Source organism: Aeromonas sp. TW 6 (assembly GCF_013168745.1).
Lineage (GTDB): Bacteria > Pseudomonadota > Gammaproteobacteria > Enterobacterales > Aeromonadaceae > Aeromonas > Aeromonas caviae.
The window spans coordinates 134,068-156,788 of record NZ_JABERS010000005.1 but is presented as its reverse complement, the minus strand read 5'-3'; the positions used below and the strand labels follow the sequence as shown (position 1 = coordinate 156,788).

Genomic DNA, 22,721 nt, shown 5'->3' with positions numbered 1-22,721 from the left:
GGACAGTCAGGCGCGATTCTCATCGTGGCGCGGAGAACATTCTCCATCAAGACGCCGGATAGATTTAAGCAAGCCAACCACAACACCCGAAATCAAGGTTGCAAAAAAGGGGGTGACCATAGATTTTCTTATGTGATGAGGAGAGACAGAACCATGCCTGACAGCTCCCCGATGGTGACGCCCGCCCAGCGCAAATGGCTGCCCTGGCTGACAGCGGTCGGTTTTTTCATGCAGACCCTGGATGGCACCATCCTCAACACTGCCCTGCCCAGCATGGCCGAGGCCCTGGGCGAGAGTCCGCTGCAGATGCAGTCCGTCATCATCGCCTACATGCTGACGGTGGCCCTGCTCATTCCCGCCTCCGGCTGGCTGGCGGACAGATTCGGCACCCGCCGGGTCTATCTGGTCGCCATCCTGCTGTTTACCCTGGGTTCCCTGGCCTGTGCCATCGCCAACACCCTGCCCATGCTGGTGATCGCCCGGGTGTTGCAAGGGGTCGGGGGGGCCTTGCTGATGCCCATCGGGCGTCTGGCGGTGCTGCGGGTCTACAGCAAACATGAGCTGCTGAGGGTGATGTCGTTCGTCACCATCCCCGGTCTGCTCGGCCCCCTCATCGGCCCGGCCCTGGGGGGCTGGCTGGTGGAGGTGGCGAGCTGGCACTGGGTCTTCCTCATCAACCTGCCGGTGGGCCTGCTCGGCTTCGTGGCGAGCTGGCACTTCATGCCCGACCTTCGCCAGCACACCGCCAGGTTTGACTGGCAGGGGTTTGTGCTGTTCAGTGTCGGCATGGTGCTGGTATCCGTCGGTCTGCAAGGCCTGGGGGAGCACAGCATCTCAACCGGCTGGGCCCTGTTTGCGGTATTGTTCGGTCTGGCCGCCATGGCGAGCTACTGGCTCTATGCCGCCACGGCGGAGCAGCCCCTGTTCAGTCTGGCGCTGTTCAAGACGTCCACCTTCGCTATCGGTATCTGGGGCAATCTGTTTGCCCGCCTCGGCAGCGGCGCCATGCCGTTTCTCACCCCGCTCTTCCTGCAACTGGGGCTCGGCTTCTCCCCGAGCAAGGCGGGGATGACCATGATCCCCACGGTGATCGGCGCCATGCTGACCAAGACGCTGGTGAACAAGCTCATTCCGCGCATCGGTTATCGCCGCATCCTGATCGGCAACACCCTGGCGCTCGGGGCCATGATCGCGAGCTTCTATTTCATCGACAACCAGGTGCCCCACGGTGTACTGCTGGTGTGGCTGGCGGTCTTTGGCGCCATCAACTCCCTGCAATTTTCCGCCATGAACACCCTGACCCTGCAGGATCTCAGCAGCGAGCACGCCAGTAGCGGCAACGGTCTGCTGTCGGTGGTAATGCAGCTCTCCATGAGCCTGGGGGTGGCCATCGCCGCCAGCCTGCTGGGGCTCTTCTCCATCGGCCAGCCCGAGGAGAGTGGCCGCTGGCTGGAGGGGTTCCACCTCACCTATCTGTGCATCGGCCTGATGTCCATGCTGGCTGCGCTGATCTTCGCCCAGCTGGCGCGAGAAAAGCGCTGAGTCCCAGGCTCAGGGAGCTGGCAGGTAGCTCACGTCGCAGGGCAATCGGGCCAGCAGTCCGGCCAGGTGGGTGGTCTCCAGCAGGAAAGTCTGCTCGGGGTGGCCCGGCGTCCAGGTAAAGGCGTGGTGATTCATGAGCACGGGATCCACCAGCAGGGGGATGTCGGCGCGGGGCAGGAAGGGGCAGACGGCTCCCGGCAGGCAGCCAATCTCGGTCTGCATCTCGTCGGCGGTGCAGATGGAGGGTTTGGCACCGAGCGCCGCCTTGACCGCCTTGCTGTCGAGCCGGCCGTCCCTGTGGGTCAGCAGCAGGGCGAAGCGACCATCCTTGAATTTGAGGAAAAGGGTCTTGCTGAACTCGGCCTGCCAGCCGAGGCGAGCCTTGACCCGCTCGTCGGTGGCGTAATCGAGGATGGGTTCGTGCTCGAAGCGCTGGTGGGGCAGGTCGGTGAGCAACTGACGGTTGAAGTCGTGAATGGCATCGAGTGGCATGGGGTTCTCCTGTGATGGCGGTCATCCTGCCACTTGCACCGGCGCAGGCCCAATCACCGTTTCTTATCCATCATCAGCGGAGTCATCAACAAGGGCACCCGAGGGTGCCCTTGTTGTTCAGTGATGCTGCAATTCGCCCGCTTTCCAGTGGAAGGGAATGGGGTCAAGGCGCTGGGAGGCTTTGTCGTAACCTGCCCACAGCTCACCGATGGTGCGACCATCGATGGGATGGCGGAATGTGGGAGCCAGCTCCGCCAGCGGCCAGAGCACGAAGGCGTTGGTGAGGATCTCGCCGCGCGGCAGCACCAGCGGCGTCTCGCAGACCAGCTCGCCGTAGAGCAGCAGATCGAGATCCAGGGTGCGGGGGGCGAACTTCTTGGCATCCGGCTCGCGGCCGTGAGCGAACTCCATGGCGCGCAGCCGCTGGCACAGGGTCGCCAGGGGCAGCTCGGTATCGGCACCCACCACCAGGTTGTAGAAGGGGCGGCCGTTGAAGCCCACTGCCTCGCTCTCGAATACCCGGGAGACCTGCAACTCGCCGAATTCGGCGTGCAGGGCATCGAGGCCGGCGCGGATATGGCGTTCCCGTTCGATGTTGGATCCCAGACTGATATAGATGCGGGTCATCAGTTGGCGCTCGCAGCCGGCGTGCGATGGCGCAGGATCTCGACCCCGACGCCTGCCGCATTGGGCACGGCACCCGGTTTGGTCAGGGTCACCTTGACCCACTGTACCCGCTCGTCTTCCAGCACCAGAGCGGCGACCTGCTCGGCCATGGTCTCGACCAGCTCCACTATCTTGCCCTGGGCGTGATCACAGATCTTGCGAGAGAGGGTGGCGTAATCCAGCGCCAGATTGATATCGTCGGTTGCGGCGGCTGGGCGATTGTCAAACCCCATCTCGAGGTCGAAACAGAGCTTCTGGCGAATGCCCTTCTCCCACTCATATACCCCTATGGTGGTCAAAACCTCGAGTCCGCGAATAAACACCTTGTCCATGACAGTACTTCTTCTTTACTCTTGATGGGCTGTGAAAACAGCGCAGGGATGCAGGCCCGGCAAGCAGATTGCCGCTGGCGGCCGGTTTGGGCGACACGCTTTCGGGCAAGCCCGGGCCTGGGAATGTGGCCCGCATCATACCCCATTCATATCGTGGTAAAAACGACCAAGATGACGGCCCTGACGATTTTGATGATTATTCTGGCCTATCTGGGCGGCTCGCTGTCCAGTGCCGTGCTGGTTTCCCGCATCACGGGTCTGCCGGATCCCCGTGACCATGGTTCCCACAACCCGGGGGCGACCAATGTGTTGCGCCTCGGCGGCCGGATGGCGGCGCTGATCGTACTGCTTCTCGACGTGCTCAAGGGGATGGCCCCCGTCTACCTCGCCTGGTATCTGCAGATCAAGCCCGTCTACCTCGGCTTTATCGGGGTGGCCGCCTGTCTGGGCCACATGTACCCCCTCTTCTTCCACTTCCGTGGCGGCAAGGGCGTCGCCACCGCCCTCGGTACCATGCTGCCCATCGGCTTTGCCATGGGGGGCGCCGTCATCACCACCTGGCTGCTGGTGCTGCTGGTGAGCGGCTATTCGTCACTGGCGTCCATCGTGACCGTGTTGCTGACTCCGCTCTTTACCTATCTGCTCAAACCGGAATACACGTTGCCGGTCTCCCTGCTCTCCTGTCTCATCCTGATCCGTCATCACGAGAACATTACCCGCCTGCTCAAGGGGGAGGAGTCCCGCCTCTGGGGGCGCCGGGGAGCGGTCCCGCCAGCAGAAGTGATGAAAATGGATGATGCTGCGCAAAAAAGAGACGAACGAGACGAAAAGTGAAATTTCCCGTTGACCACCTGCCCTAAAATCCGTTTAATAGCGCCCACGCCCAGATAGCTCAGTCGGTAGAGCAGGGGATTGAAAATCCCCGTGTCGGCGGTTCGATTCCGTCTCTGGGCACCATGTTTTGGTGCCATGAAATAAAAACGTGTTCATGCACAATGGTTTGAAGTGTGCCGGCTTAGCTCAGTAGGTAGAGCAACTGACTTGTAATCAGTAGGTCACCAGTTCGATTCCGGTAGCCGGCACCATTTGCCCAGATAGCTCAGTCGGTAGAGCAGGGGATTGAAAATCCCCGTGTCGGCGGTTCGATTCCGTCTCTGGGCACCACGAATAATTCCTCCTTAGCTCAGTCGGTAGAGCGACGGACTGTTAATCCGCAGGTCGCTGGTTCGAGCCCAGCAGGAGGAGCCAAATAAAAAGCCCAGCAGCAATGCTGGGCTTTTTCTTTTCCCGTTGTCCCCGTCCTGAATATGGCTAATACCTTCTTCCCCGAATAGATGGAGATCTCGATGGGACAAGGTGTGAAACGCACACAGCGCGATTACTCACTGAGGTTTAAATTGTCCCTGGTCGAGCAGATTGAAAAAGGTGAACTCACCTACCAGTAGACACAATTCCAATATGGCATTCAGGGCAATTCGACCATTCTGGTATGGTTGCATAAGCATGGTCTGCAGGGTTGGAGCCAGGGAGCATCGATTAGAGCTGGCAGGATCACATCATGCCTGATCCCGACAACCAAATGTCTGAACAGCGTATCAAGGAGCTCGAGTAGCTGGCGCTGATGAGCCTGGAGGCTCAGTTCTTTGAAAGCGCCTCAATCGTAAAAAACGACCTGGTAAGCTCTCTCGCAGCGGTATGTCGAAAAGCTGACCATCTTCAGTGCTTGCTGGTTCCTCGGAATAAACCGTTAGGCTGACTACAATCGCAATCGGGTCGCCGACTTGCGTCATGCACAAGGGCAGCAGGTGGTGAGCTTTGTGCGCAAAGTTCACTACGGGTGGGCATCCACAAGTAGCATTATCTGCTGCAGGGCCAAGACGATGCTGGGCTGACGGTCTGGTGGGACAGACTGTTTAGGATATTGGCCGAGCACCGTCTGTTGGTGCAGCCCAAACGGGCCTATCACAAGACGCTCCACAGTTTTCAGCGTTTCTATCGCCATCCCAACTTGCTCAAACCCGGCCCGGTGAAAATCACTGCGGTGGCGCCAGGGCAGGTCTCGGTTGCCGACATCACTTACCTGCCAGCAAAGAGCGGGCCACTCTACCTGAGCCTGGTGACGGATACCTGCTCGCGTAAGATAGCGGGGCATCACACGCACGAAGGGATGCATGCTGAGTTGGTGGTGATGGCGCTCAAGAGAGCACTGAAGCAACGGTGTGGCAGCGGGGAGTTTATCCATCACTCGGACGGCAGGGTGCAGTATTGCTCAGGCTTGAATCAGACGCTGTATGAACGGTACGGAGTACAGTACTCGATGACTGATGGGTATGACTGTTATCAGAATGCGCTGGCAGAGCGGGTGAACGGGATACTGAAAGGAGAGTTGCTGTAGCAAAGCCCGTAGGGCCTAGTGTAGACGAGGAAGATGGTGCATAAGGTGGTGGGTAGTTATAACCTAGAATGATCGCATTAGGCCTCGCAATGCAGAATCCCCGATGCGGTACATCGGGTTCTGAGTGCCAGAAGTTAACTGAAAACATGTAAACGGACTTCAGGATTAGGCACTGCAGTTCAGGCCCGCTCTTCGGTCAGGGGGCTGACACTCAGCACGGGGGCGGCATCGATACCGTCGGCATTCATCATGGCGGAGATGCGTTGCAGGGATGAGAGCAACAACCCCTGCTCCCAGTTCTCCAGCGCCTGAAAGCGTTGAATGAAACTCTCCTGCAAGGGGGTCGGAGCCTGGGCAAGCAGGGCACGTCCCGCGTCAGTGAGCGTCGCATGCACCTTGCGTTTGTCGGTTTCGCTGCGAATGCGCTGCACCAGCTGGCGGCTCTCCAGTCGGTCCATGATGGTGGTGGCGGTGGCCTGGCTCATGTTGGTGTGATCCGCCAGCTGGCGCATGGAGATCTGGCCAAGCTCGTCGATCCCCTTGAGCAGCAGGAGCTGAGGCGAGGTCAGGCCGGCCTCCTTGATCAAGCGCTTGGAGTGCATGTCGATGGCACGGATGATCTGGCGCAGGGCGATCAGCACTTCATCATGTTTTTCCATGGGGTCTGGGTCATCGCAGGGCTGTGGAGAGGCGCGAAATTCTCCGCCTAATCCATAACAAGGTCAATATGGTTTTTGATGTAATGGTTTTAGCTCTAATGAATATTGTGTTAGGTTATCGGACAATTGCCCCATTCCAACCCGATATTTGAGGAGTGAAATCATGCATGACGACCTGGATATCAAGTCCCTGGTTGCCGACCTGCGTGTGGTCAGAGTTCGCTATGAACTGCCGGATACCGCGGCATTTGTGCGTTATCAACCTGCCTATGACGAGGACCCCAACAACCTCAAGGTACACCACTACGATGGTGAGCTGCCGCTCTCTTGCAGCAACACAGGTTCTTTCAGCCTAAAGGAGTTGGTCAATGAGTTGCGCTATGCCTATGTGCTGGTTCACCTCTTCCCCGACGAGAGTGCCATGAACTTCTATCTGGCGGGTCTGGACAATGGACTGGCACAGCTGGAGTTCATCGGTGGCTCCTATGACTTCAACCGCCTCTGGATCACCAGCGGTGTCTCCAATCTGGGGGTGCCCATGGCGATCTTCCTCGGCAAACGCCACGCAGTGAACGGTCAGCCGTCGGTGACCCTGGTGGATCACCGTGAGCAGGTGGCAGGTCGTCTGGCCTATCGCGCCATCGGCGGTGCCGGCGATCACGTGGGTGAAGACTTTTTCAACAACGACTAAGGAGGCCCGATGCGAGCAACCAAAGGGCTTTTGAAAGGCCTCAATCCCACCATGGCCATGACGGCCCTCACCGTCGTGACCCTCTTCCTGCTGTTCGGCGTCTTTGATCCGGATACCGCAGGAACCTGGTTTACCGGGGCCAAGGACACCATCATTGCTGGCTTCAAGTGGTATTACATCCTGGTGGTCGCCCTGTTCCTGTTCTTCGCCGTCTACCTGATGTTCAGCCGCTTTGGCAGCATCCGGCTGGGCGACGACGACCAGGTACCGGAGTTTGGCTACTTTGCCTGGTTCTCCATGCTGTTCAGCGCAGGCATGGGCATAGGCCTGGTGTTCTGGAGCATCGCCGAGCCCATGTATCACCTGCAGGGCAACCCCTTCATCACCGAAGGCATGACGCCGGAAGCGGCCCAGATCGCCATGCGCCTCACCTTCTTCCACTGGGGTCTGCACCCCTGGGCCATCTATGTGATCGTCGGCCTGTCGCTGGCCTTCTTCAGCTACCGGCGCAAGTTGCCGCTGGCCATCCGCTCCGTGCTCTACCCCATTCTTGGCGATCGCATCTACGGCTTCTGGGGCCATGCCGCCGACGTGCTGGCGGTGTTCGGTACCGTGTTCGGGGTGGCGACCTCCCTTGGGCTGGGCGTCTCCCAGATGAACACCGGCCTCAACCAGATGTTCGGCATGGGCGTGTCACAAGCGAACCAGCTCTGGCTCATCGGTGGCATCAGCCTGATTGCCACCCTGTCGGCCATCTCCGGTGTCGGGCGCGGGGTGAAGATCCTCTCCGAACTCAATATCTGGTTGAGCGTGTTCGTGCTGGGCCTCTTCCTGGTGCTGGGGCCAACCACCTACATCCTCAACGCTTATGTGCAGAACATCGGTGATTACCTGCAGAACATCGTCAAGCTGAGCTTCTGGACCAATACGGAAGCCAACGGCACCTCGGCCTGGCAGTCCAGCTGGACCGCGTTCTACTGGGGCTGGTGGATTGCGTGGGCCCCCTTTGTCGGCATGTTCATCGCGCGCATCTCCAAGGGCCGCACGATCCGTGAATTCGTGCTCGGTGTTCTGCTGGTGCCCTCCCTGCTCGGCATGCTCTGGCTCACCGTGTTTGGCGGGACTGCCATGAACCTGGAGCTGTTCGGTGGCGGCGGCGTAGTGGAAGCGGTCAATCAGGATGTCACCATGGCGCTCTACAAGACGGTGGAACTGCTGCACTGGGAGACCTTCGGCTGGATTGCCAAAGGGGTGCTGACCCTGCTTATCTGCACCTACTTCATCACCTCCAGTGACTCGGGCACGCTCGTGATTACGACGCTGCTCTCCATTGGCGACCAGGATCCCCCCGTGCTGCACCGCGCCATCTGGGGACTGGGGCAGGGGCTGGTCGCGGCCATTCTGCTGGTCTCCGGCGGGCTGGCCGCCCTGCAGGCCGCCAGCATCATCGCCGCGCTGCCCTTCTCGGTCATCATGCTGGCCATGTGCTACTCCCTGATGCAGGGGCTCAAACAGGAGAGCCAGCACCAGTTCGAATACAGGCAGAAGCTCAAGCGCCATCCGGGGTCGGTCAATCTGAGCCTGATGGATCGCATCGGTCCGGGCTGATGACAGGTTCGGTCAAACAAAAGGGGAACCTCGCGGTTCCCCTTTTTCATGCCTGTTCGGCGGTCGGTAGTTACAGCATCTGCTTGAGTCGATAGAGCAGGTCAAGGGCCTGTCGCGGGGTCAGCTCGTCCGGACGTACTGCTGCCAGCTCCTCCACCACAGGATGGGGTTGCGGGGCGAGAGTGACCGGAGCCGGACGGCTTTCGCCGGCGGCCACCGGAGTGGCACTCTCCAGCTCGTGCAGCTTGTGGCGGGCCTGGTGGATCACCGATTTCGGCACCCCGGCCAGCGCCGCTACCTGCAGGCCGTAGGATCGGCTGGCCGCACCTTCCTGCACCGCGTGCATGAAGGCGATGGTGTCGCCGTGCTCCACCGCATCCAGGTGGACGTTGGCCAGCCCGCTCATCAGCTCGGGCAGGCGGGTCAGCTCGAAGTAGTGAGTGGCGAACAGGGTGTAGGCGCCAATCTTGCTTGCCAGCTGCTCGGCGCAGGCCCAGGCCAGGGAGAGGCCGTCGTAGGTGCTGGTGCCGCGGCCAATCTCGTCCATCAGCACCAGACTGCGGGCGGTGGCGTTGTTGAGGATATTGGCAGTCTCGGTCATCTCCACCATAAAGGTGGAGCGGCCGGAGGCGAGATCATCCGACGCCCCGATGCGGGTGAAGATGCGGTCGATGGGGCCGATGCGGGCGCTGTCGGCGGGCACGAAGGCGCCGATATGGGCCAGCAGCACGATCAGCGCAGTCTGGCGCATGTAGGTGGACTTACCGCCCATGTTGGGGCCGGTGATGATCAGCATCCGCCGCTCCCGCTCCAGCCGGATGGGGTTGGCGATAAAGGGGTCGGTCATCACCTGCTCCACCACCGGATGGCGGCCCGCCTCGATGAGGATCTGATCTTCGTCGATGAGGGTGGGGCAGCGATAGTCGAGGGTCTCTGCCCGCTCCGCCAGGTTGGCCAGTACGTCCAGCTCCGCCAGTGCGGCAGCAGACTCCTGCAGATCGCCGAGGTGGGGCAGCAGGGCGTCGAGCAGCTCTTCGTAGAGGCGTTTTTCCAGCGCCAGCGCCTGGGCCTGGGCGGTGAGCACTTTGTCCTCGTACTTCTTCAGCTCATCGATGATGTAGCGCTCGTTGTTTTTCAGCGTCTGGCGGCGGATGTAGTGAGCCGGCACCAGGTGGCTGTTGGCACGGCTCACCTCGATATAGAAGCCGTGCACCTTGTTGTAGCCCACCTTGAGAGTGTTGATGCCGGTGAGCGCCTTCTCCCGTTCCTCGATGCGGGCCAGGCTGGCGGTGGCGCCGTTGGCCAGATCCCGCAGCTCGTCCAGCTCCTGATTGAACCCTTCACGGATGACGCCGCCATCGCGGATGAGCACCGGCGGCACCTCCATCACGGCACGCTCCAGCAGGTCGAACAGTTCGGGGAAGGTGCTCGCCCGCTCGCGCAGTTGCTGCACCGCCTCGTGCTCGCTCTCCGCCAGCAGCCGCTGCAACTCGGGCAGCTGAGCGAAAGCCTGCCGCAACCGGGTCAGATCGCGCGGGCGGGCCGAGCGCAGGGCGAGACGCGCCAGCACCCGCTCCACGTCACCGACCTGGCGCAGCAATCCGCCCAACTCGTCATAGAGGTTCTGCTCGATGAGCTCCTTGATGGTGCTCTGGCGACCTTTGAGGATCACCCGGTCGCGGATCGGCTGATGGATCCAGCGCTTGAGCAGCCGGCTGCCCATCGGCGTGGCGGTGCAATCGAGCACGGCGGAGAGGGTGTTGTCGTGGCCGCCAGCCAGATTCTGGGTCAGCTCCAGATTGCGGCGGGTGGCGGCATCCATGATGACCGCATGATCGGGCTGCTCCAGGCGCACGCTGCGAATGTGGGGCAGGGCGGTGCGCTGGGTGTCTTTCACGTACTGCATCAGGCAGCCGGCGGCGCACAGGGCGGTCTCGCTCTGCTCGACCCCAAAGCCCACCAGATCCTGGGTGCCGAACTGCTGGCACAAGAGCTTGCGGGCGGTGCCGAGCTCGAACTCCCACTCCGGGCGGCGACGCAGACCGCGGCGACCCTCGACATGGTGCAGGAAGACGAACGATTCGGGGTAGAGCAGCTCCGCCGGATTGGTGCGTTGCAGCTCCGCCAGCAGGGTCTCTTCTTTCTCGAACTGGTTGATGAAGAAGCGACCGGAGCCGATGTCCATGGTGCCGTAACCGAAGCGGCGGCCATCGTGGTAGACGGCGGCGATCAGGTTGTCCTGCCGCTCGCTGAGCAGCGCCTCGTCGGAGACGGTACCCGGGGTGATGATGCGAATAACCTTGCGCTCCACGGGCCCCTTGCTGGTGGCGGGATCCCCCACCTGCTCGCAGATGGCGGCCGATTCGCCGAGCTGTACCAGCTTGGCGAGATACCCCTCGATGGCGTGATAGGGCACCCCGGCCATCGGGATGGGGCTGCCGGCCGACTGGCCGCGCTTGGTCAGGGAGATGTCGAGCAGCTGGGAGGCCTTGCGGGCGTCGTCGTAGAAGAGCTCGTAGAAGTCACCCATGCGATAGAACAGCAGGATCTCCGGGTTTTCGGCCTTGAGAGTCAGATACTGCTGCATCATGGGGGTGTGGGCGCTCAAGTTGGCGCCTGGCGCTTGGTATTGTGCTGTCATGTGCTATTCCAGAAGGTGCTCTTGCGGGCAAACGTCTGCCGTCATGGGTCTGAATCTGGGGGCCATTCTACATGCTCGAGGCAAGATGGTGAGGAGGAATCTCCGTCTTGGAGGCAAAGCCGGCATCCCGTCGCGGATCTGTGCATCCGGATGATGCTGACCAGAGTGGTCTGGGGGGAGCCTGGCCGAAAAGAGGCATGGGGGAGGAGAAATAACATCCCCGCACGGATGCGGGGATGGGAGAGACGGGGAGAGTGTCGCCCTCAGTACATGGCTTCGTCGCCGCTCAGCATCTCGTGCAGTTTGGCTTTCTGCTCGGGTGTCAGCACCCGGCTCACCTCGAAGAGGTAGTGGGCGCGATGGTAGCGGGCCTCGGCCTGTACGTCGCTGATGGTCTGCAACTGCTTTCTCGCCGCCACTTCATCCCATTTGCCGGACTTGATCATGTTGACGATGACGTCCTGGCCGATGGCATCAAGCTTGATTGAGCCCAGCTCCCTGGTGGCCTGCTCGCGCAGCCCCTTGATCTGCTCCACCTGGGCGCTGGAGAGGTTCAGCTCCTGGGCCAGGGTGGTCTCGCTCTGCAGCTCGGCGGTGCCCTCGGTGGCAAAGGCATGGGTGGCGATACACATTGCGAGGGCTGTCATGGCGACGTTGAACGGATGCATCATCCGGCTTTCTCCTTGGTCTGATGGGATGGAAACCGCATGCATGGCGGTGTTGGAACATGATAACGAGCAGCCATGTACTGGAGCTTAAGCGACGACAACTTGCTGACGCAGTGGCCCCGGGGTCGGTTGCCCGAGGGGCGGGGCAACTGCATAATAAGCGCCATATTTCGCCTGGAAGAGGCCGGAAGAGGACGCGATGATGGGACTTGAAGCAGAGATCTCCCGCTTATCCCGGGAACTGGGCGAAGCACTGCTGGCCAGAGGCTGGCTTGCCGCCACGGCGGAATCCTGCACCGGCGGCGGGGTTGCCACTGCCATCACGGATACTGCCGGCAGCTCGGCCTGGTTCGATCGCGGTTTCGTGACCTACACCAACGAAGCCAAACAGCAGATGCTCGGCGTCAGCATCGATAGCCTGTTGCGCCACGGTGCCGTCAGCGAACCCGTGGTGCTGGAGATGACCCGGGGCTGCCTGGCTCGCTCCGATGCGGGTATCTGCGTGGCCATCAGCGGTATCGCCGGGCCTGGTGGTGGCAGCGAGGAGAAACCGGTCGGCACTGTCTGGTTTGCCTGGGCAGATCGTACCGGTCGTCACCACTCCCTGCTCGCCCGTTTCGATGGGGATCGCCATCAGGTGCGCCAGCAGGCGGTCAGACAGGCCTTGTCCGGACTCCTGGCACTGCTCAAATAAATTGGGCTTGATACTGTATGCATAAACAGTATACTTAGCCCAACTTCACTTCTTACTCACGATTCCCAGCGGAGATTGGCATGGATCAGAACAAACAGAAGGCACTGGCGGCTGCGCTGGGCCAGATCGAAAAGCAGTTTGGCAAAGGCTCCATCATGCGTCTGGGCGACAGCAAGACCATGGATATCGAAGCCATCTCCACCGGCTCTCTCTCTCTGGACGTGGCGCTGGGGATCGGTGGTCTGCCGTGCGGTCGTATCGTCGAGATCTACGGTCCGGAATCGTCCGGTAAAACTACGCTGACCCTGCAGGTGATCGCCGAAGCCCAGAAGAAGGGCAAAACCTGTGCTTTCGTCGATGCGGAGCACGCACTGGATCCTATCTATGCCGCCAAGCTGGGCGTCAACGTCGACGACCTGCTCATCTCCCAGCCGGATACCGGTGAACAGGCACTGGAGATTTGCGACATGCTGGTGCGCTCCAATGCCGTCGACGTCATCATCGTCGACTCCGTGGCGGCCTTGACCCCGAAAGCGGAAATCGAAGGGGAGATGGGTGACTCCCACGTCGGCCTGCAGGCTCGTCTGATGTCGCAGGCGCTGCGTAAATTGACCGCCAACATCAAGAACGCCAACTGCCTGTGCATCTTCATCAACCAGATCCGGATGAAGATCGGTGTCATGTTCGGCAGCCCGGAGACCACCACCGGTGGTAACGCTCTGAAGTTTTACGCCTCCGTGCGCCTGGACATCCGTCGTACCGGCGCCATCAAGGAGGGTGACGAAGTGGTCGGTAACGAGACCCGCGTCAAGGTAGTGAAGAACAAGGTGGCGCCACCCTTCAAGCAGGCTGAATTCCAGATCTTCTATGGTGCCGGCATCTCCAAGGAGGGCGAGCTGGTGGACTTGGGCGTCAAGCACAAGCTGATCGACAAGGCGGGTGCCTGGTACAGCTACAACGGCGAGAAGATCGGCCAGGGTAAAGCCAACGTGATGAAGCTCTTCTCCGAAAACAAGGCACTGGCTGCCGAGGTGGAAGTGAAGCTGCGCGAGCTGCTGCTCTCCGGCGCCGCGCCGGTGGAGGAGAAGGCCACGGCTGCCGAATACGCCGAGTTTGAAGCCGAAAACGAACAAGAGTTCGAATAAGGAATGAGGAAAGGCCGGGTTGATACCCGGCCTTGTTGTTTATGGTGGATGAATCAGTGAACGAGCCGGGCGAGCCCGTCGAATTGACCTTTGAAGAGCAGGTCGCCGCCGCCCGCGCCTTTGCCATGCGTAGTCTTGCCCGCCGCGAAAGTGCGGAGTCCGAGCTGGCCAGACGCCTGCGTCAGAAGGGATTCGAGGAGGAGGTGGTCGCCGTTGTACTCGACCATTGCCGTGGCTATGGCTGGGTCAATGACGATCGTTACGGTGCCATGGCGGTGCGGGCCGGTGCGGCCAAAGGCCATGGTCCGCTCAGGATCCGCTTCGACCTGCGTCGCAAGGGGCTGGATGACACCCAGATCGAGGCGGCCCTGGATCAACCCGAGCTCGACTGGTTCGAACTGGCGCTTGCGTTGTTGTCGCGTCGGGCAAAGGCGACCGACTTTGCCGACTTCAAACTGCGCATGAAGTGGCTCAAATATCTGATGGGGCGTGGTTTTACCCAGGAGCAAGCCCGTTACGCCCTCTCAGCCATGCAAGGTGAGCAATAGTGGCGCGCCGAGGTTGAACACCTATAGCAACTGGCGTGCGGTGCGGCTGGTGGGGAATATCAGCCCTTCGCCGGGTCTGTCAATGGTGGCCCTGTGCTCGAGCGAGGCATCCCGAAGCCCCCCTGTTGCGACGTGCTTGCGGGTGCTGCTGCCAAACGCTGGCCCCTTGGGGGCTATTTCACCCGCCAAGGGTCCCCACGTTTTACTTTACCCTGCAGAAAACTTACATTAATGCGGTTAAAAGTCCGTATTCGAATCAAGCAGGATTTTCCATGTACATGTCCACGTCAGAGATTCGCGCTGCGTTTCTCGAGTATTTCCGCACCCAGGGACACCAGGTTGTCTCTTCCAGCTCGCTGGTACCGCACAACGATCCGACCCTGCTGTTCACCAACGCAGGGATGAACCAGTTCAAGGACGTGTTCCTTGGCGCCGACAAGCGTGCCTATCACCGTGCCACCACGGCCCAGCGTTGCGTGCGGGCTGGCGGCAAGCACAATGACCTGGAAAACGTCGGCTATACCGCCCGTCACCATACCTTCTTCGAGATGCTGGGCAACTTCAGCTTCGGTGACTACTTCAAACAGGACGCCATCCGGTTTGCATGGGAATTCCTGACCGGTACCCTCAAGCTGCCCAAAGAGCGCCTGCTGGTGACCGTCTACGCGACTGATGACGAAGCCTTCGACATCTGGGAAAAAGAGGTCGGCGTGCCGGCCGATCGCATCGTGCGCATCGGTGACAACAAGGGTGCTCCTTATGCATCCGACAACTTCTGGGCCATGGGCGATACCGGCCCATGCGGTCCCTGTACCGAGATCTTCTACGACCACGGCGATCACATCTGGGGTGGCCCTCCCGGTTCACCGGAAGAGGATGGCGACCGCTTCATCGAGATCTGGAACGTGGTCTTCATGCAGTTCAACCGTCAGGCTGACGGCACCATGGAGCCGCTGCCCCGTCCGTCCGTGGATACCGGCATGGGTCTGGAGCGTATCTCCGCCATCATGCAGGGGGTGCACTCCAACTATGAGATCGACATCTTCCAGGCGTTGATCAAGAAGGCGGCCGAGATTGTCGGCACCACGGATCTGAGCAACCAGTCCCTGCGCGTCATCGCGGACCACATCCGTTCCTGCGCCTTCCTGGTGGCTGACGGTGTCATGCCCTCCAATGAAGGTCGCGGCTACGTGCTGCGCCGCATCATCCGCCGCGCCGTGCGTCACGGCCGCAAGCTGGGTGCTACCGACGTCTTCTTCTACAAGCTGGCTGCCGAGCTGGCCGTGCAGATGAAGGATGTGGCGGCGGAACTGATCGCCCAGCTGCCGCTGGTCGAGCGAGTGTTGCGCATCGAGGAGGAGCAGTTCGTCCGCACGCTGGACAGAGGTCTGCTGCTGCTGGAAGACGCCCTGGCCAACCTCGGTGATGCCAAGGTGATCCCGGGTGAAGTGGTGTTCAAGCTCTATGACACATACGGCTTCCCGGCCGACCTGACCGCCGACGTGGTGCGCGAGCGCGAGATCGGCATCGACGAAGAGGGCTTCAAGGCCGAGATGGAGAAGCAGCGCGCCCGCGCGAAAGAGGCTTCCAGTTTCGGCGTGAACTACAACGACGTGCTGAAGCTCGATTTCGAGACCCCCTTTACCGGTTACAAGCAACTGAGCCAGAACACCCAGGTGGTCGGTATCTACAAGGATGGTGTCGAGGTCAATGGCCTCATCGCCGGTGAAGAGGCAGTGATCGTGCTGGCGGAGACCCCCTTCTATGCGGAGTCCGGCGGTCAGGTGGGTGACAGTGGCATCCTCAAGGTGGATGACGGCATCTTCGCCGTCACCGACACCCAGAAAGCGGGCAAGGCGATCATCCACAAGGGCTATCTGGAACTGGGTACCCTGGAGAAGGGAGCCGAGGTCGAGGCCGTGGTCGATGGCGACCGTCGCCAAGCCATCGCCCTTAACCACTCCGTGACTCACCTGCTGCACGCGGCCTTGCGCCAGGCGCTGGGTGAGCACGTGACCCAGAAAGGATCCCTGGTGGGCGCCGAGCGCATGCGCTTCGACTTCTCCCACTTCGAAGGGCTGACCATGGCGACCATTCGCCGGATCGAGGAGCTCGTCAACGCCCAGATCCGTGCCAACCACGAGGTGGTCACCCAGCTGATGGGGCTGGAAGAGGCCAAGTCAGCCGGTGCCATGGCGCTGTTTGGCGAGAAATATGAAGACGATGTGCGCGTGGTACGCATGGGCGACTACTCCACCGAGCTGTGCGGCGGTACTCACGCCAAGCGCACCGGTGACATCGGCTTCTTCAAGATCATCGCCGAGAGCGGCATCGCGGCTGGCGTGCGCCGTATCGAAGCGGTCACCGGCAAGAGCGCCATCGATCTGATGCACCAGTTGGGTGAACAGATCGAAGAGGCCGCCGCGCTGGTGAAGGGCGATCAGTTCTCCATCGCCGACAAGGTGCGCCAGGTACTGGACAAGGCCAAGATGATGGAGCGCGAGCTGGAACAGCTCAAGGCCAAGCTGGCGGCGCAGGCGGGTAACGACCTGCTGAGCCAGGTCATCGACATCAATGGCCAGAAGGTGCTGGTTGCCGCCCTGGAAGGGGTCGACCCCAAATCCCTGCGCGGCATGCTGGACGAGCTGAAGAACCAGATGAAATCCGGTGTCGTGCTGCTGGCAACCAGCAGTGATGGCAAGGTCAACCTGATCGCGGGCGTGACCAATGACCTGACCGGCAAGGTCAAAGCTGGTGAACTGGTCAATCTGGTGGCCCAGCAGGTGGGTGGCAAGGGCGGTGGTCGTCCCGACATGGCACAGGCGGGTGGTACCCAGCCTGAGGCGGTGCCGGCGGCGCTGCAATCCGTTCACTCCTGGCTGGAAGAGCGCCTGTAAGCGGGCGAGGTGATCTGTGGCACTCTATGTACAGAAGTACGGTGGCACCTCGGTCGGCACGCTGGAGCGGATCGAGGCAGTTGCTGAGCGGGTTCAACTGACCCGTGCCCAGGGACATGACGTGGTGGTGGTGGTCTCCGCCATGTCGGGCGAAACCAACCGGTTGCTGGGCATGGCCCAGCAGCTGGACCAGGATGCCAACCGGCGCGAGATGGATGTGCTGATCTCCACCGGTGAGCAGGTCACCATTGCACTGCTGGCGATTGCGCTCAACAAGCGCGGTTGCCCCGCAGTCTCGATGACCGGTGATCAGGTCCGCATCCACACCGATTCCGCCTATGGCAAGGCGCGCATCACCCGTATCGACACCGATCAGGTGGAAGCCGCACTCGGTGCCGGCAAGGTGGTAGTGATTGCCGGTTTCCAGGGGCGCGATGAGCACAATGCCATCACTACCCTGGGCCGAGGTGGTTCGGATACCACCGCGGTGGCCGTGGCTGCGGCCATCAAGGCCGACGAGTGCCAGATCTTTACCGATGTGGACGGGGTGTATACCACGGATCCGCGCATCGAGCCCAAGGCGCGCCGCCTCGATACCATCACCTTCGAGGAGATGCTCGAGATGGCGAGTCTCGGTGCCAAGGTGTTGCAGATCCGTTCGGTCGAGTTCGCGGGCAAGTACCGCGTGCCGCTAAGGGTGCTGTCGAGTTTCGTCGACGGAGAGGGAACCTTAATCACATATGGAGGTGAGAGGATGGAAGCACCCCTGGTATCCGGCATTGCGTTCAATCGCAACGAGGCCAGCCTGACCATTCTGGGTGTGCCGGACAGGCCGACCGTGGCCGCGCAGATCCTGAATCCGATCAGCGACGCCAACATAGATGTCGACATGATAGTGCAGAACACCATGGGGGATGGTACTGCCGACTTCACCTTCACGGTGAATCGCGATGATTATCGCCGGGCCCGCGCCTTGCTGGAGGAGACCGCCAGCGAGCTGGGGGCCGCCTGCGTGCAGGGCAACGGAGAGATCGCCAAGGTCTCCATCGTCGGGGTCGGCATGTGGAATCATCCTGGTGTAGCGCGCACCATGTTCAAGGTATTGGGTGAGGAAGGGATCAACATGCAGCTGATCTCCACCTCTGAAATCAAGATATCCGTGGTGATTGACGAGAAGTACCTGGAGCTGGCCGTGCGTTCGTTGCACTCGGCGTTCGGGTTGGATCAAGAGCCTCATGAGCAGCCCTTGGGAAACAATCCCTGATTGATTTAGTTTCAACCATTTACCATATCGGTATCTTTGTAAGATAATGGCGCATATCGATATAAATACAAAACAGGATACAGGAGCAAGCGAATGCTTATTTTGACTCGTCGTGTAGGGGAAACCCTGATGATTGGTGACGAAGTAACCGTTACCGTACTGGGCGTAAAAGGGAACCAGGTTCGTATCGGTGTGAATGCACCGAAAGAGGTTTCCGTACACCGCGAAGAGATCTACATGCGGATACAGGCCGAGAAAGTCCCGGGCCAACCGAATTTCTAAGCCATTTCATGGCTGCCTGAAGGCGACATCCCGGATGTCGCCTTTTGTTTTTTTGGGGCCTGCAAATCGGCCTGCAGAGCGCGTAACTACTGGGTAAGTGTCGATATTGCTTGAATATTCCACTCTTTGGCCAAATGCTGAGCGAACGCTCTGTTTTCTCCAAAAAAGTGTTTGACTAAAAATCCCTGTGAAGTATTATCAGCCCCGCAAACGGAGAGGTGGCCGAGAGGCTGAAGGCGCTCCCCTGCTAAGGGAGTATGCGGCTTATACCCGCATCGGGGGTTCGAATCCCCCCTTCTCCGCCATTTTGCGCCCGTAGCTCAGCTGGATAGAGTACCTGGCTACGAACCAGGTGGTCAGAGGTTCGAATCCTCTCGGGCGCACCATATTTGACTCTTGAAGTCATGTGTTGACCATCAGAAAGTCGACACTAAAGAAGGCTTACTGTTGAGTAAGCTTTTTTTATCGTTTGAAAACAGGGCGCCCGTAGCTCAGCTGGATAGAGTACCTGGCTACGAACCAGGTGGTCAGAGGTTCGAATCCTCTCGGGCGCACCATTTCAAGCAATACAATGATTTATGAGCGCCCGTAGCTCAGCTGGATAGAGTACCTGGCTACGAACCAGGTGGTCAGAGGTTCGAATCCTCTCGGGCGCACCATGTTTAAAGCAGTGCAACAATTTATGAGCGCCCGTAGCTCAGCTGGATAGAGTACCTGGCTACGAACCAGGTGGTCAGAGGTTCGAATCCTCTCGGGCGCACCATATTTCAAGCAGTGCAACAAGTTGTGAGCGCCCGTAGCTCAGCTGGATAGAGTACCTGGCTACGAACCAGGTGGTCAGAGGTTCGAATCCTCTCGGGCGCACCATACAGACAGCCTCGACGTCAGTCGGGGCTGTTTTTTTATGGGTGATATCCTCCTCCCCATCATGGGGTTGCCTCTCTCGTGTCCTTCTCCCTGACGCTCCCACGGGGGACGGTTCCCCCTTGCTGCACGTGCCCTCGGGTCACCACTCTCCACGTGTCTTGCCTGGCAGGCTGCTGACGCATCCCGTGGCCGTGCCTGTGGCGACCTGGGGGCCCGAACCATGCGCATCTATGCTGTACGGGGCTGGCGCCCTCTGGCGGCCTGCTAAGGCGTTTGGCTGGCAATAAAAAAGGATGCCGCGGCATCCTTTCATGTCTTCGTTGAGAGAATCAGCTTTTCAGCCACTTGCGGATGCGGTTGGCATCCCCGACAGGGGTGCGTTTGCCCACCGAGTTGAGCAGTACGATGGCGAGCTCCTGACGATCCGGTTTGGCACGCATCAGCAGGCAGCGGCCCGCCTCGTCGGTATAGCCTGTCTTGGAGAGGCGTACATCCCAGTCCGGGTTCTTCACCAGGGGGTTGGTATTGTTGAACATCAGGCTGTAGGCCGGCTTGTGAAAACGCATCTCCCTGCTGGTGTCCTGGGTGAATTCACGGATCAGCGGCTGTCGATAGGCCGCAGAGAGGAGCTTGGCCAGATCCTGGGCGGTGGAGACGTTGCGGGTGGAGAGACCGGTGGAGTCATAGTAGCGGGTGTTGCGCATGCCGAGCTGTCTGGCCTTGTTGTTCATGGCGCGGATGAAGGCTTGGCGACCCCCCGGGTAGTGGCGGGCAAGCGCCGAGGCCATGCGGTTCTCGGAGGACATCAGCGCCAGATGCAGGGCGTCGCGGCGGCTGACCTGGGTGCCCATGCGCACCCGTGAATAGGTGTGCTTGATGTTGTCCCTGTCGTTCTGATCGATGGTCAGGGTCTGATTGAGGTTCTGGCGGGCATCCAGCACCACCAGCGCCGTCATCAGCTTGGTGAGGGAGGCGATGGGGCGCACCCGGGTGGGGTTTTTCTGATACAGGGTCTTGCCGGTGTTGACGTCCATCACCAGGGCACTGCCCGATTTGAGCTGCAGCTTGGCCGGGTTGGGGGTCGCCAGGGCTGTCTGCGAACCCAGCAGTCCCATCAATCCACCTACCAGCGCGATTGCGCGAATCCAACACCCCATACAACCAACTCCATCCACAGCGAAAAAAGGCGCTAGATTCACTCATTTTTGTCCCTGCTTTACAAGAGCGAGCAGGGGGAATTCGCCACTATTTTCCATAAAAAAGGGCCGCCTGTGGGCGACCCTGTGGTTTGTCTCACTCTCTGGAGACGCCGGGCTTGCGTCTGCTCCACCAGCGCCAGACCAGAGCGATGAGGCCGCCCACCAGCAGCACGACCGGCAGGTAGAGAATGACGCTGAGAAATTGGGACTCATACTGCGCGGCCAGCTTGGTGTGGCTCAGGTAGTAACCCAGCCCGACCAGGGGGCAGATCCACATGATGGAGCTGATCAGGTTGACCACCAGGAAGCGCCCCTGGGGGATCTCGTTGGCGCCGACGATATAGGGGTAGGCGGTACGCACGAAGGCGATGTAGCGGGCGGTGATCAGGGTGATGATGCCGTACTTGTTGAGCAGGTAGTGCACCTTTTCCTTGTGCTTGTCATCGAGATGGGACATCAGCCTGTGATACATCCGGGTGTGGCCGAGGAAACGCCCCTGCATGTAGCCAAGCCAGGTACCGACGAAGGTCGCCATGATCAGCAGCGGGACCACCGCCATCGGCAACACCCCCTGATAGATCAGCACGCCGGTCAGGATCAGCAGGGTATCCCCTGGCAGGAAGGCGGTGGGGATAAAGCCATTCTCGAGCACCAGGAAGGTCAGCAGGACGACATAGACCATGAAGACCATCTTGGGATCAGAGAGTGTCGCCAGATCCTGATGCATAAAGGCGTGAGCCAGGTGGTAAAACTGCTCCATACATGCAAACTCCGCAGGTTAGCTGGGTTGGTCGGTCAAGGGCATGGCAAGTACCTTGTCGATGCGCAGGCCGTCCATATCCACGATTTCCAGTTGCCACTGTTCCAGGGTGACCAGGTCTCCGGTCTGGGGAAGGCGGCCAAGGAGCAGCATGATAAGCCCTCCAAGGGTGTGATAGTGATGTTTTTCTTCTTCCGGCAGACGAACCAGCTCCAGACAGTCCTTCAATTCTGGCAGTGGAATGAGGCCGTCGAGCAGCCAGCTGCCGTCGGCGCGCTGGAAGGCCCAGTTGTCCTCCCCATCTTCCTGCTGGAAGTCGCCGGCCAGGGTTTCCAGCAGATCCTGCTGGGTGACCAGCCCCTGCAGCTCGCCATATTCGTCCACCACCAGCACCATGTGCTCGGAGTGGGTACGGAAGTGGTTGAGCAGCTCCAGGCCGTTGAGGGTCTCCGGCAGTAGGCTGCCGTCCTGGGTCAGCGCCGCCAGATCGATGGGCTCTCCCTTGATGTAGGCGTGCAGCACCTTGCTGACGTTGAGGATGCCGACGAGATCCGACAGGCTGCCGTCACAGACAGGGAAGAAGCTGTGGCGATACTCCACCAGACGTTGGAGGTTCACTTCCAGCGGCAGTGACAGGTCCAGATAGCGGATGTCGCTGCGCGGCACCATCAGGGAGGCCAGGCTGCGTTCGTCGAGGCGGAACACGTTGCGCAACATAGTGTGCTCATGGTCCTCGATCACCCCCGCTTCGGAGCCCTCCACCAGCATGGCGTGGATCTCCTCCTGAGTGACGTTGTTGCTGCTGCGCTGATCGACCCGCAGCAGCCGCAGGCTGGCGTTGGTGGAGGCGGAGAGCAACCAGACGAAGGGACGGGTCAGGGTCGCCAGCCAGAGCATGGGGCGGGCTACCAGACAGGCGATGCGCTCGGCGCTGAGCTGTCCGAGGCGTTTGGGCACGAGCTCCCCTACCACGATGGAGAGATAGGTGACCAGCACGACCACGATGACGGTGGCGAGCAGGCTGCTGCTCTTGGGGGAGAGCCCCCACTCCTGCAGCCAGAGAGCGAAGGGCTGGGCCAGCAGGGACTCGCCATAGATACCGTTGAGCAGACCGATGCTGGTGATGCCGATCTGCACGGCGGAGAGGAAATGGGTCGGATCTTCCCCGAGCTTGAGGGCGATGGCGGCGGAGCGGCTCCCTTCGCTCGCCATTTTGGCGAGGCGTGCCTTGCGTGCCGTCACGATGGCGATTTCCGACATGGCGAAGACGCCATTGAGCAAAATCAATCCAAACAGGATCAATATTTCCATACTGCAGCAGCACTCCCGATAGAAAAGACCGCTGGCAGTGTAATGAATTTGCGGGCTCTG

19 protein-coding genes, 10 tRNA genes and 1 pseudogene are annotated in these 22,721 nt (G+C 60.4%); 21 read left to right on the top strand and 9 right to left on the bottom strand.

Annotation, left to right across the window (positions count from 1 at the left end):
- Positions 1-153 precede the first annotated feature (153 nt).
- Entirely contained in the window at positions 154-1,542 is a 1,389-nt protein-coding gene (mdtD, locus tag HKD46_RS04230; RefSeq protein WP_010675801.1) for a multidrug transporter subunit MdtD, read from the top strand.
- A 9-nt stretch (positions 1,543-1,551) separates the two neighbouring features.
- Here the strand turns inward: mdtD and HKD46_RS04225 are convergent, their stop codons facing one another.
- The 3 genes from HKD46_RS04225 to folB all read right to left on the bottom strand — a co-directional run bounded on the left by HKD46_RS04225 (position 1,552) and on the right by folB (position 3,032).
- Complete coding sequence (locus tag HKD46_RS04225) at positions 1,552-2,034, bottom strand: YbaK/EbsC family protein (RefSeq protein WP_042864868.1); 483 nt, start codon at positions 2,032-2,034, stop codon at positions 1,552-1,554.
- A gap of 117 nt (positions 2,035-2,151) precedes the next feature.
- Positions 2,152-2,661, bottom strand: coding sequence for a 2-amino-4-hydroxy-6-hydroxymethyldihydropteridine diphosphokinase (gene folK, locus HKD46_RS04220; protein ID WP_041211771.1), 510 nt, complete (start codon positions 2,659-2,661; stop codon positions 2,152-2,154).
- Positions 2,661-3,032, bottom strand: a complete 372-nt coding sequence (gene folB, locus HKD46_RS04215) for a dihydroneopterin aldolase (RefSeq protein WP_010675798.1) — start codon at positions 3,030-3,032, stop codon at positions 2,661-2,663. The genes folK and folB overlap by 1 nt, the downstream gene beginning before the upstream one ends.
- A 171-nt stretch (positions 3,033-3,203) precedes the next feature.
- On the opposite strand from folB, the gene plsY reads away from it, so the two are divergent.
- The 6 genes and pseudogenes from plsY to HKD46_RS04185 form a co-directional block, all read left to right on the top strand.
- Positions 3,204-3,866 (top strand): glycerol-3-phosphate 1-O-acyltransferase PlsY, encoded by a 663-nt coding sequence (gene plsY, locus HKD46_RS04210; protein WP_029314836.1) that lies wholly within the window; start codon positions 3,204-3,206, stop codon positions 3,864-3,866.
- 47 nt (positions 3,867-3,913) lie between these two features.
- Positions 3,914-3,989: transfer RNA gene (locus HKD46_RS04205), tRNA-Phe, on the top strand.
- A gap of 52 nt (positions 3,990-4,041) precedes the next feature.
- Positions 4,042-4,117 (top strand) — tRNA-Thr (locus HKD46_RS04200).
- 3 nt (positions 4,118-4,120) lie between these two features.
- A tRNA-Phe gene (locus HKD46_RS04195) sits at positions 4,121-4,196 on the top strand.
- Positions 4,197-4,204: 8 nt separating this feature from the next.
- Positions 4,205-4,280 (top strand) — tRNA-Asn (locus HKD46_RS04190).
- Between the two features lie 98 nt (positions 4,281-4,378).
- Positions 4,379-5,424, top strand: a pseudogene (locus HKD46_RS04185) (IS3 family transposase); the annotation flags it as partial.
- A gap of 182 nt (positions 5,425-5,606) precedes the next feature.
- Here HKD46_RS04185 and HKD46_RS04180 read toward each other — a convergent pair.
- Positions 5,607-6,086 (bottom strand): MarR family winged helix-turn-helix transcriptional regulator, encoded by a 480-nt coding sequence (locus tag HKD46_RS04180; RefSeq protein ID WP_010672813.1) that lies wholly within the window; start codon positions 6,084-6,086, stop codon positions 5,607-5,609.
- Between the two features lie 163 nt (positions 6,087-6,249).
- Here HKD46_RS04180 and HKD46_RS04175 point away from each other — a divergent pair, with 163 nt between their 5' ends.
- Both HKD46_RS04175 and HKD46_RS04170 read left to right on the top strand, forming a co-directional pair.
- A complete protein-coding gene (locus tag HKD46_RS04175; RefSeq protein WP_010672814.1) occupies positions 6,250-6,777 on the top strand; it encodes a hypothetical protein in 528 nt (175 codons plus the stop codon).
- A gap of 9 nt (positions 6,778-6,786) precedes the next feature.
- A complete protein-coding gene (locus tag HKD46_RS04170; protein ID WP_010672815.1) occupies positions 6,787-8,385 on the top strand; it encodes a BCCT family transporter in 1,599 nt (532 codons plus the stop codon).
- 70 nt (positions 8,386-8,455) lie between these two features.
- Here HKD46_RS04170 and mutS read toward each other — a convergent pair whose 3' ends face one another.
- Both mutS and HKD46_RS04160 read right to left on the bottom strand, forming a co-directional pair.
- The gene (gene mutS / locus HKD46_RS04165; protein WP_171864944.1) at positions 8,456-11,026 is read right to left on the bottom strand and encodes a DNA mismatch repair protein MutS; all 2,571 of its coding nucleotides are present in this window, start codon (positions 11,024-11,026) and stop codon (positions 8,456-8,458) included.
- A 263-nt stretch (positions 11,027-11,289) separates the two neighbouring features.
- Entirely contained in the window at positions 11,290-11,697 is a 408-nt protein-coding gene (locus HKD46_RS04160) for a Spy/CpxP family protein refolding chaperone (protein WP_171864943.1), read from the bottom strand.
- A 199-nt stretch (positions 11,698-11,896) separates the two neighbouring features.
- Between HKD46_RS04160 and pncC the strand changes: the two genes are divergently transcribed.
- From pncC to HKD46_RS04100, 12 genes are all read left to right on the top strand, one after another.
- On the top strand, positions 11,897-12,388 hold the full coding sequence (gene pncC, locus HKD46_RS04155; RefSeq protein WP_029313644.1) for a nicotinamide-nucleotide amidase: 492 nt from the start codon (positions 11,897-11,899) through the stop codon (positions 12,386-12,388).
- A gap of 80 nt (positions 12,389-12,468) precedes the next feature.
- Positions 12,469-13,533 (top strand): recombinase RecA, encoded by a 1,065-nt coding sequence (recA, locus tag HKD46_RS04150; protein ID WP_043154135.1) that lies wholly within the window; start codon positions 12,469-12,471, stop codon positions 13,531-13,533.
- Positions 13,534-13,574: 41 nt separating this feature from the next.
- Positions 13,575-14,081, top strand: coding sequence for a regulatory protein RecX (locus tag HKD46_RS04145; RefSeq protein WP_171864942.1), 507 nt, complete (start codon positions 13,575-13,577; stop codon positions 14,079-14,081).
- Positions 14,082-14,353: 272 nt separating this feature from the next.
- Positions 14,354-16,978, top strand: a complete 2,625-nt coding sequence (gene alaS, locus HKD46_RS04140; protein WP_171864941.1) for an alanine--tRNA ligase — start codon at positions 14,354-14,356, stop codon at positions 16,976-16,978.
- Between the two features lie 16 nt (positions 16,979-16,994).
- The gene (locus HKD46_RS04135) at positions 16,995-18,242 is read left to right on the top strand and encodes an aspartate kinase (RefSeq protein WP_171864940.1); all 1,248 of its coding nucleotides are present in this window, start codon (positions 16,995-16,997) and stop codon (positions 18,240-18,242) included.
- A 93-nt stretch (positions 18,243-18,335) separates the two neighbouring features.
- Positions 18,336-18,524 carry a carbon storage regulator CsrA gene (gene csrA / locus HKD46_RS04130; protein WP_005315760.1) on the top strand — a complete coding sequence of 63 codons (189 nt, stop codon included), beginning with the start codon at positions 18,336-18,338 and terminating at the stop codon, positions 18,522-18,524.
- 212 nt (positions 18,525-18,736) lie between these two features.
- Positions 18,737-18,829: transfer RNA gene (locus HKD46_RS04125), tRNA-Ser, on the top strand.
- Between the two features lie 4 nt (positions 18,830-18,833).
- Positions 18,834-18,910 (top strand) — tRNA-Arg (locus HKD46_RS04120).
- Between the two features lie 94 nt (positions 18,911-19,004).
- Positions 19,005-19,081 (top strand) — tRNA-Arg (locus HKD46_RS04115).
- Positions 19,082-19,106: 25 nt separating this feature from the next.
- Positions 19,107-19,183, top strand: a tRNA-Arg gene (locus tag HKD46_RS04110).
- Positions 19,184-19,210: 27 nt separating this feature from the next.
- Positions 19,211-19,287: transfer RNA gene (locus HKD46_RS04105), tRNA-Arg, on the top strand.
- Between the two features lie 27 nt (positions 19,288-19,314).
- A tRNA-Arg gene (locus HKD46_RS04100) sits at positions 19,315-19,391 on the top strand.
- A gap of 329 nt (positions 19,392-19,720) precedes the next feature.
- On the opposite strand, the gene pbpG is transcribed toward HKD46_RS04100, so the two are convergent.
- The 3 genes from pbpG to HKD46_RS04085 form a co-directional block, all read right to left on the bottom strand.
- Positions 19,721-20,506, bottom strand: a complete 786-nt coding sequence (gene pbpG / locus HKD46_RS04095) for a D-alanyl-D-alanine endopeptidase (RefSeq protein ID WP_370736847.1) — start codon at positions 20,504-20,506, stop codon at positions 19,721-19,723.
- A 178-nt stretch (positions 20,507-20,684) separates the two neighbouring features.
- Entirely contained in the window at positions 20,685-21,350 is a 666-nt protein-coding gene (locus HKD46_RS04090) for a DedA family protein (RefSeq protein WP_010672956.1), read from the bottom strand.
- An 18-nt stretch (positions 21,351-21,368) separates the two neighbouring features.
- Entirely contained in the window at positions 21,369-22,661 is a 1,293-nt protein-coding gene (locus tag HKD46_RS04085; protein WP_029313724.1) for a hemolysin family protein, read from the bottom strand.
- Between the last annotated feature and the right edge of the window lie 60 nt (positions 22,662-22,721).

Excerpts from the sequence above, each read along its gene's own strand:
- mdtD (WP_010675801.1), top strand. The coding sequence starts at position 154 with ATGCCTGACAGCTCCCCGATGGTGACGCCCGCCCAGCGCAAATGGCTG.
- HKD46_RS04225 (WP_042864868.1), bottom strand. The coding sequence starts at position 2,034 with ATGCCACTCGATGCCATTCACGACTTCAACCGTCAGTTGCTCACCGAC.
- folK (WP_041211771.1), bottom strand. The coding sequence starts at position 2,661 with ATGACCCGCATCTATATCAGTCTGGGATCCAACATCGAACGGGAACGC.
- folB (WP_010675798.1), bottom strand. The coding sequence starts at position 3,032 with ATGGACAAGGTGTTTATTCGCGGACTCGAGGTTTTGACCACCATAGGG.
- plsY (WP_029314836.1), top strand. The coding sequence starts at position 3,204 with ATGACGGCCCTGACGATTTTGATGATTATTCTGGCCTATCTGGGCGGC.
- HKD46_RS04180 (WP_010672813.1), bottom strand. The coding sequence starts at position 6,086 with ATGGAAAAACATGATGAAGTGCTGATCGCCCTGCGCCAGATCATCCGT.
- HKD46_RS04175 (WP_010672814.1), top strand. The coding sequence starts at position 6,250 with ATGCATGACGACCTGGATATCAAGTCCCTGGTTGCCGACCTGCGTGTG.
- HKD46_RS04170 (WP_010672815.1), top strand. The coding sequence starts at position 6,787 with ATGCGAGCAACCAAAGGGCTTTTGAAAGGCCTCAATCCCACCATGGCC.
- mutS (WP_171864944.1), bottom strand. The coding sequence starts at position 11,026 with ATGACAGCACAATACCAAGCGCCAGGCGCCAACTTGAGCGCCCACACC.
- HKD46_RS04160 (WP_171864943.1), bottom strand. The coding sequence starts at position 11,697 with ATGATGCATCCGTTCAACGTCGCCATGACAGCCCTCGCAATGTGTATC.
- pncC (WP_029313644.1), top strand. The coding sequence starts at position 11,897 with ATGGGACTTGAAGCAGAGATCTCCCGCTTATCCCGGGAACTGGGCGAA.
- recA (WP_043154135.1), top strand. The coding sequence starts at position 12,469 with ATGGATCAGAACAAACAGAAGGCACTGGCGGCTGCGCTGGGCCAGATC.
- HKD46_RS04145 (WP_171864942.1), top strand. The coding sequence starts at position 13,575 with ATGGTGGATGAATCAGTGAACGAGCCGGGCGAGCCCGTCGAATTGACC.
- alaS (WP_171864941.1), top strand. The coding sequence starts at position 14,354 with ATGTACATGTCCACGTCAGAGATTCGCGCTGCGTTTCTCGAGTATTTC.
- csrA (WP_005315760.1), top strand. The coding sequence starts at position 18,336 with ATGCTTATTTTGACTCGTCGTGTAGGGGAAACCCTGATGATTGGTGAC.
- pbpG (WP_370736847.1), bottom strand. The coding sequence starts at position 20,506 with ATGGGACTGCTGGGTTCGCAGACAGCCCTGGCGACCCCCAACCCGGCC.
- HKD46_RS04090 (WP_010672956.1), bottom strand. The coding sequence starts at position 21,350 with ATGGAGCAGTTTTACCACCTGGCTCACGCCTTTATGCATCAGGATCTG.
- HKD46_RS04085 (WP_029313724.1), bottom strand. The coding sequence starts at position 22,661 with ATGGAAATATTGATCCTGTTTGGATTGATTTTGCTCAATGGCGTCTTC.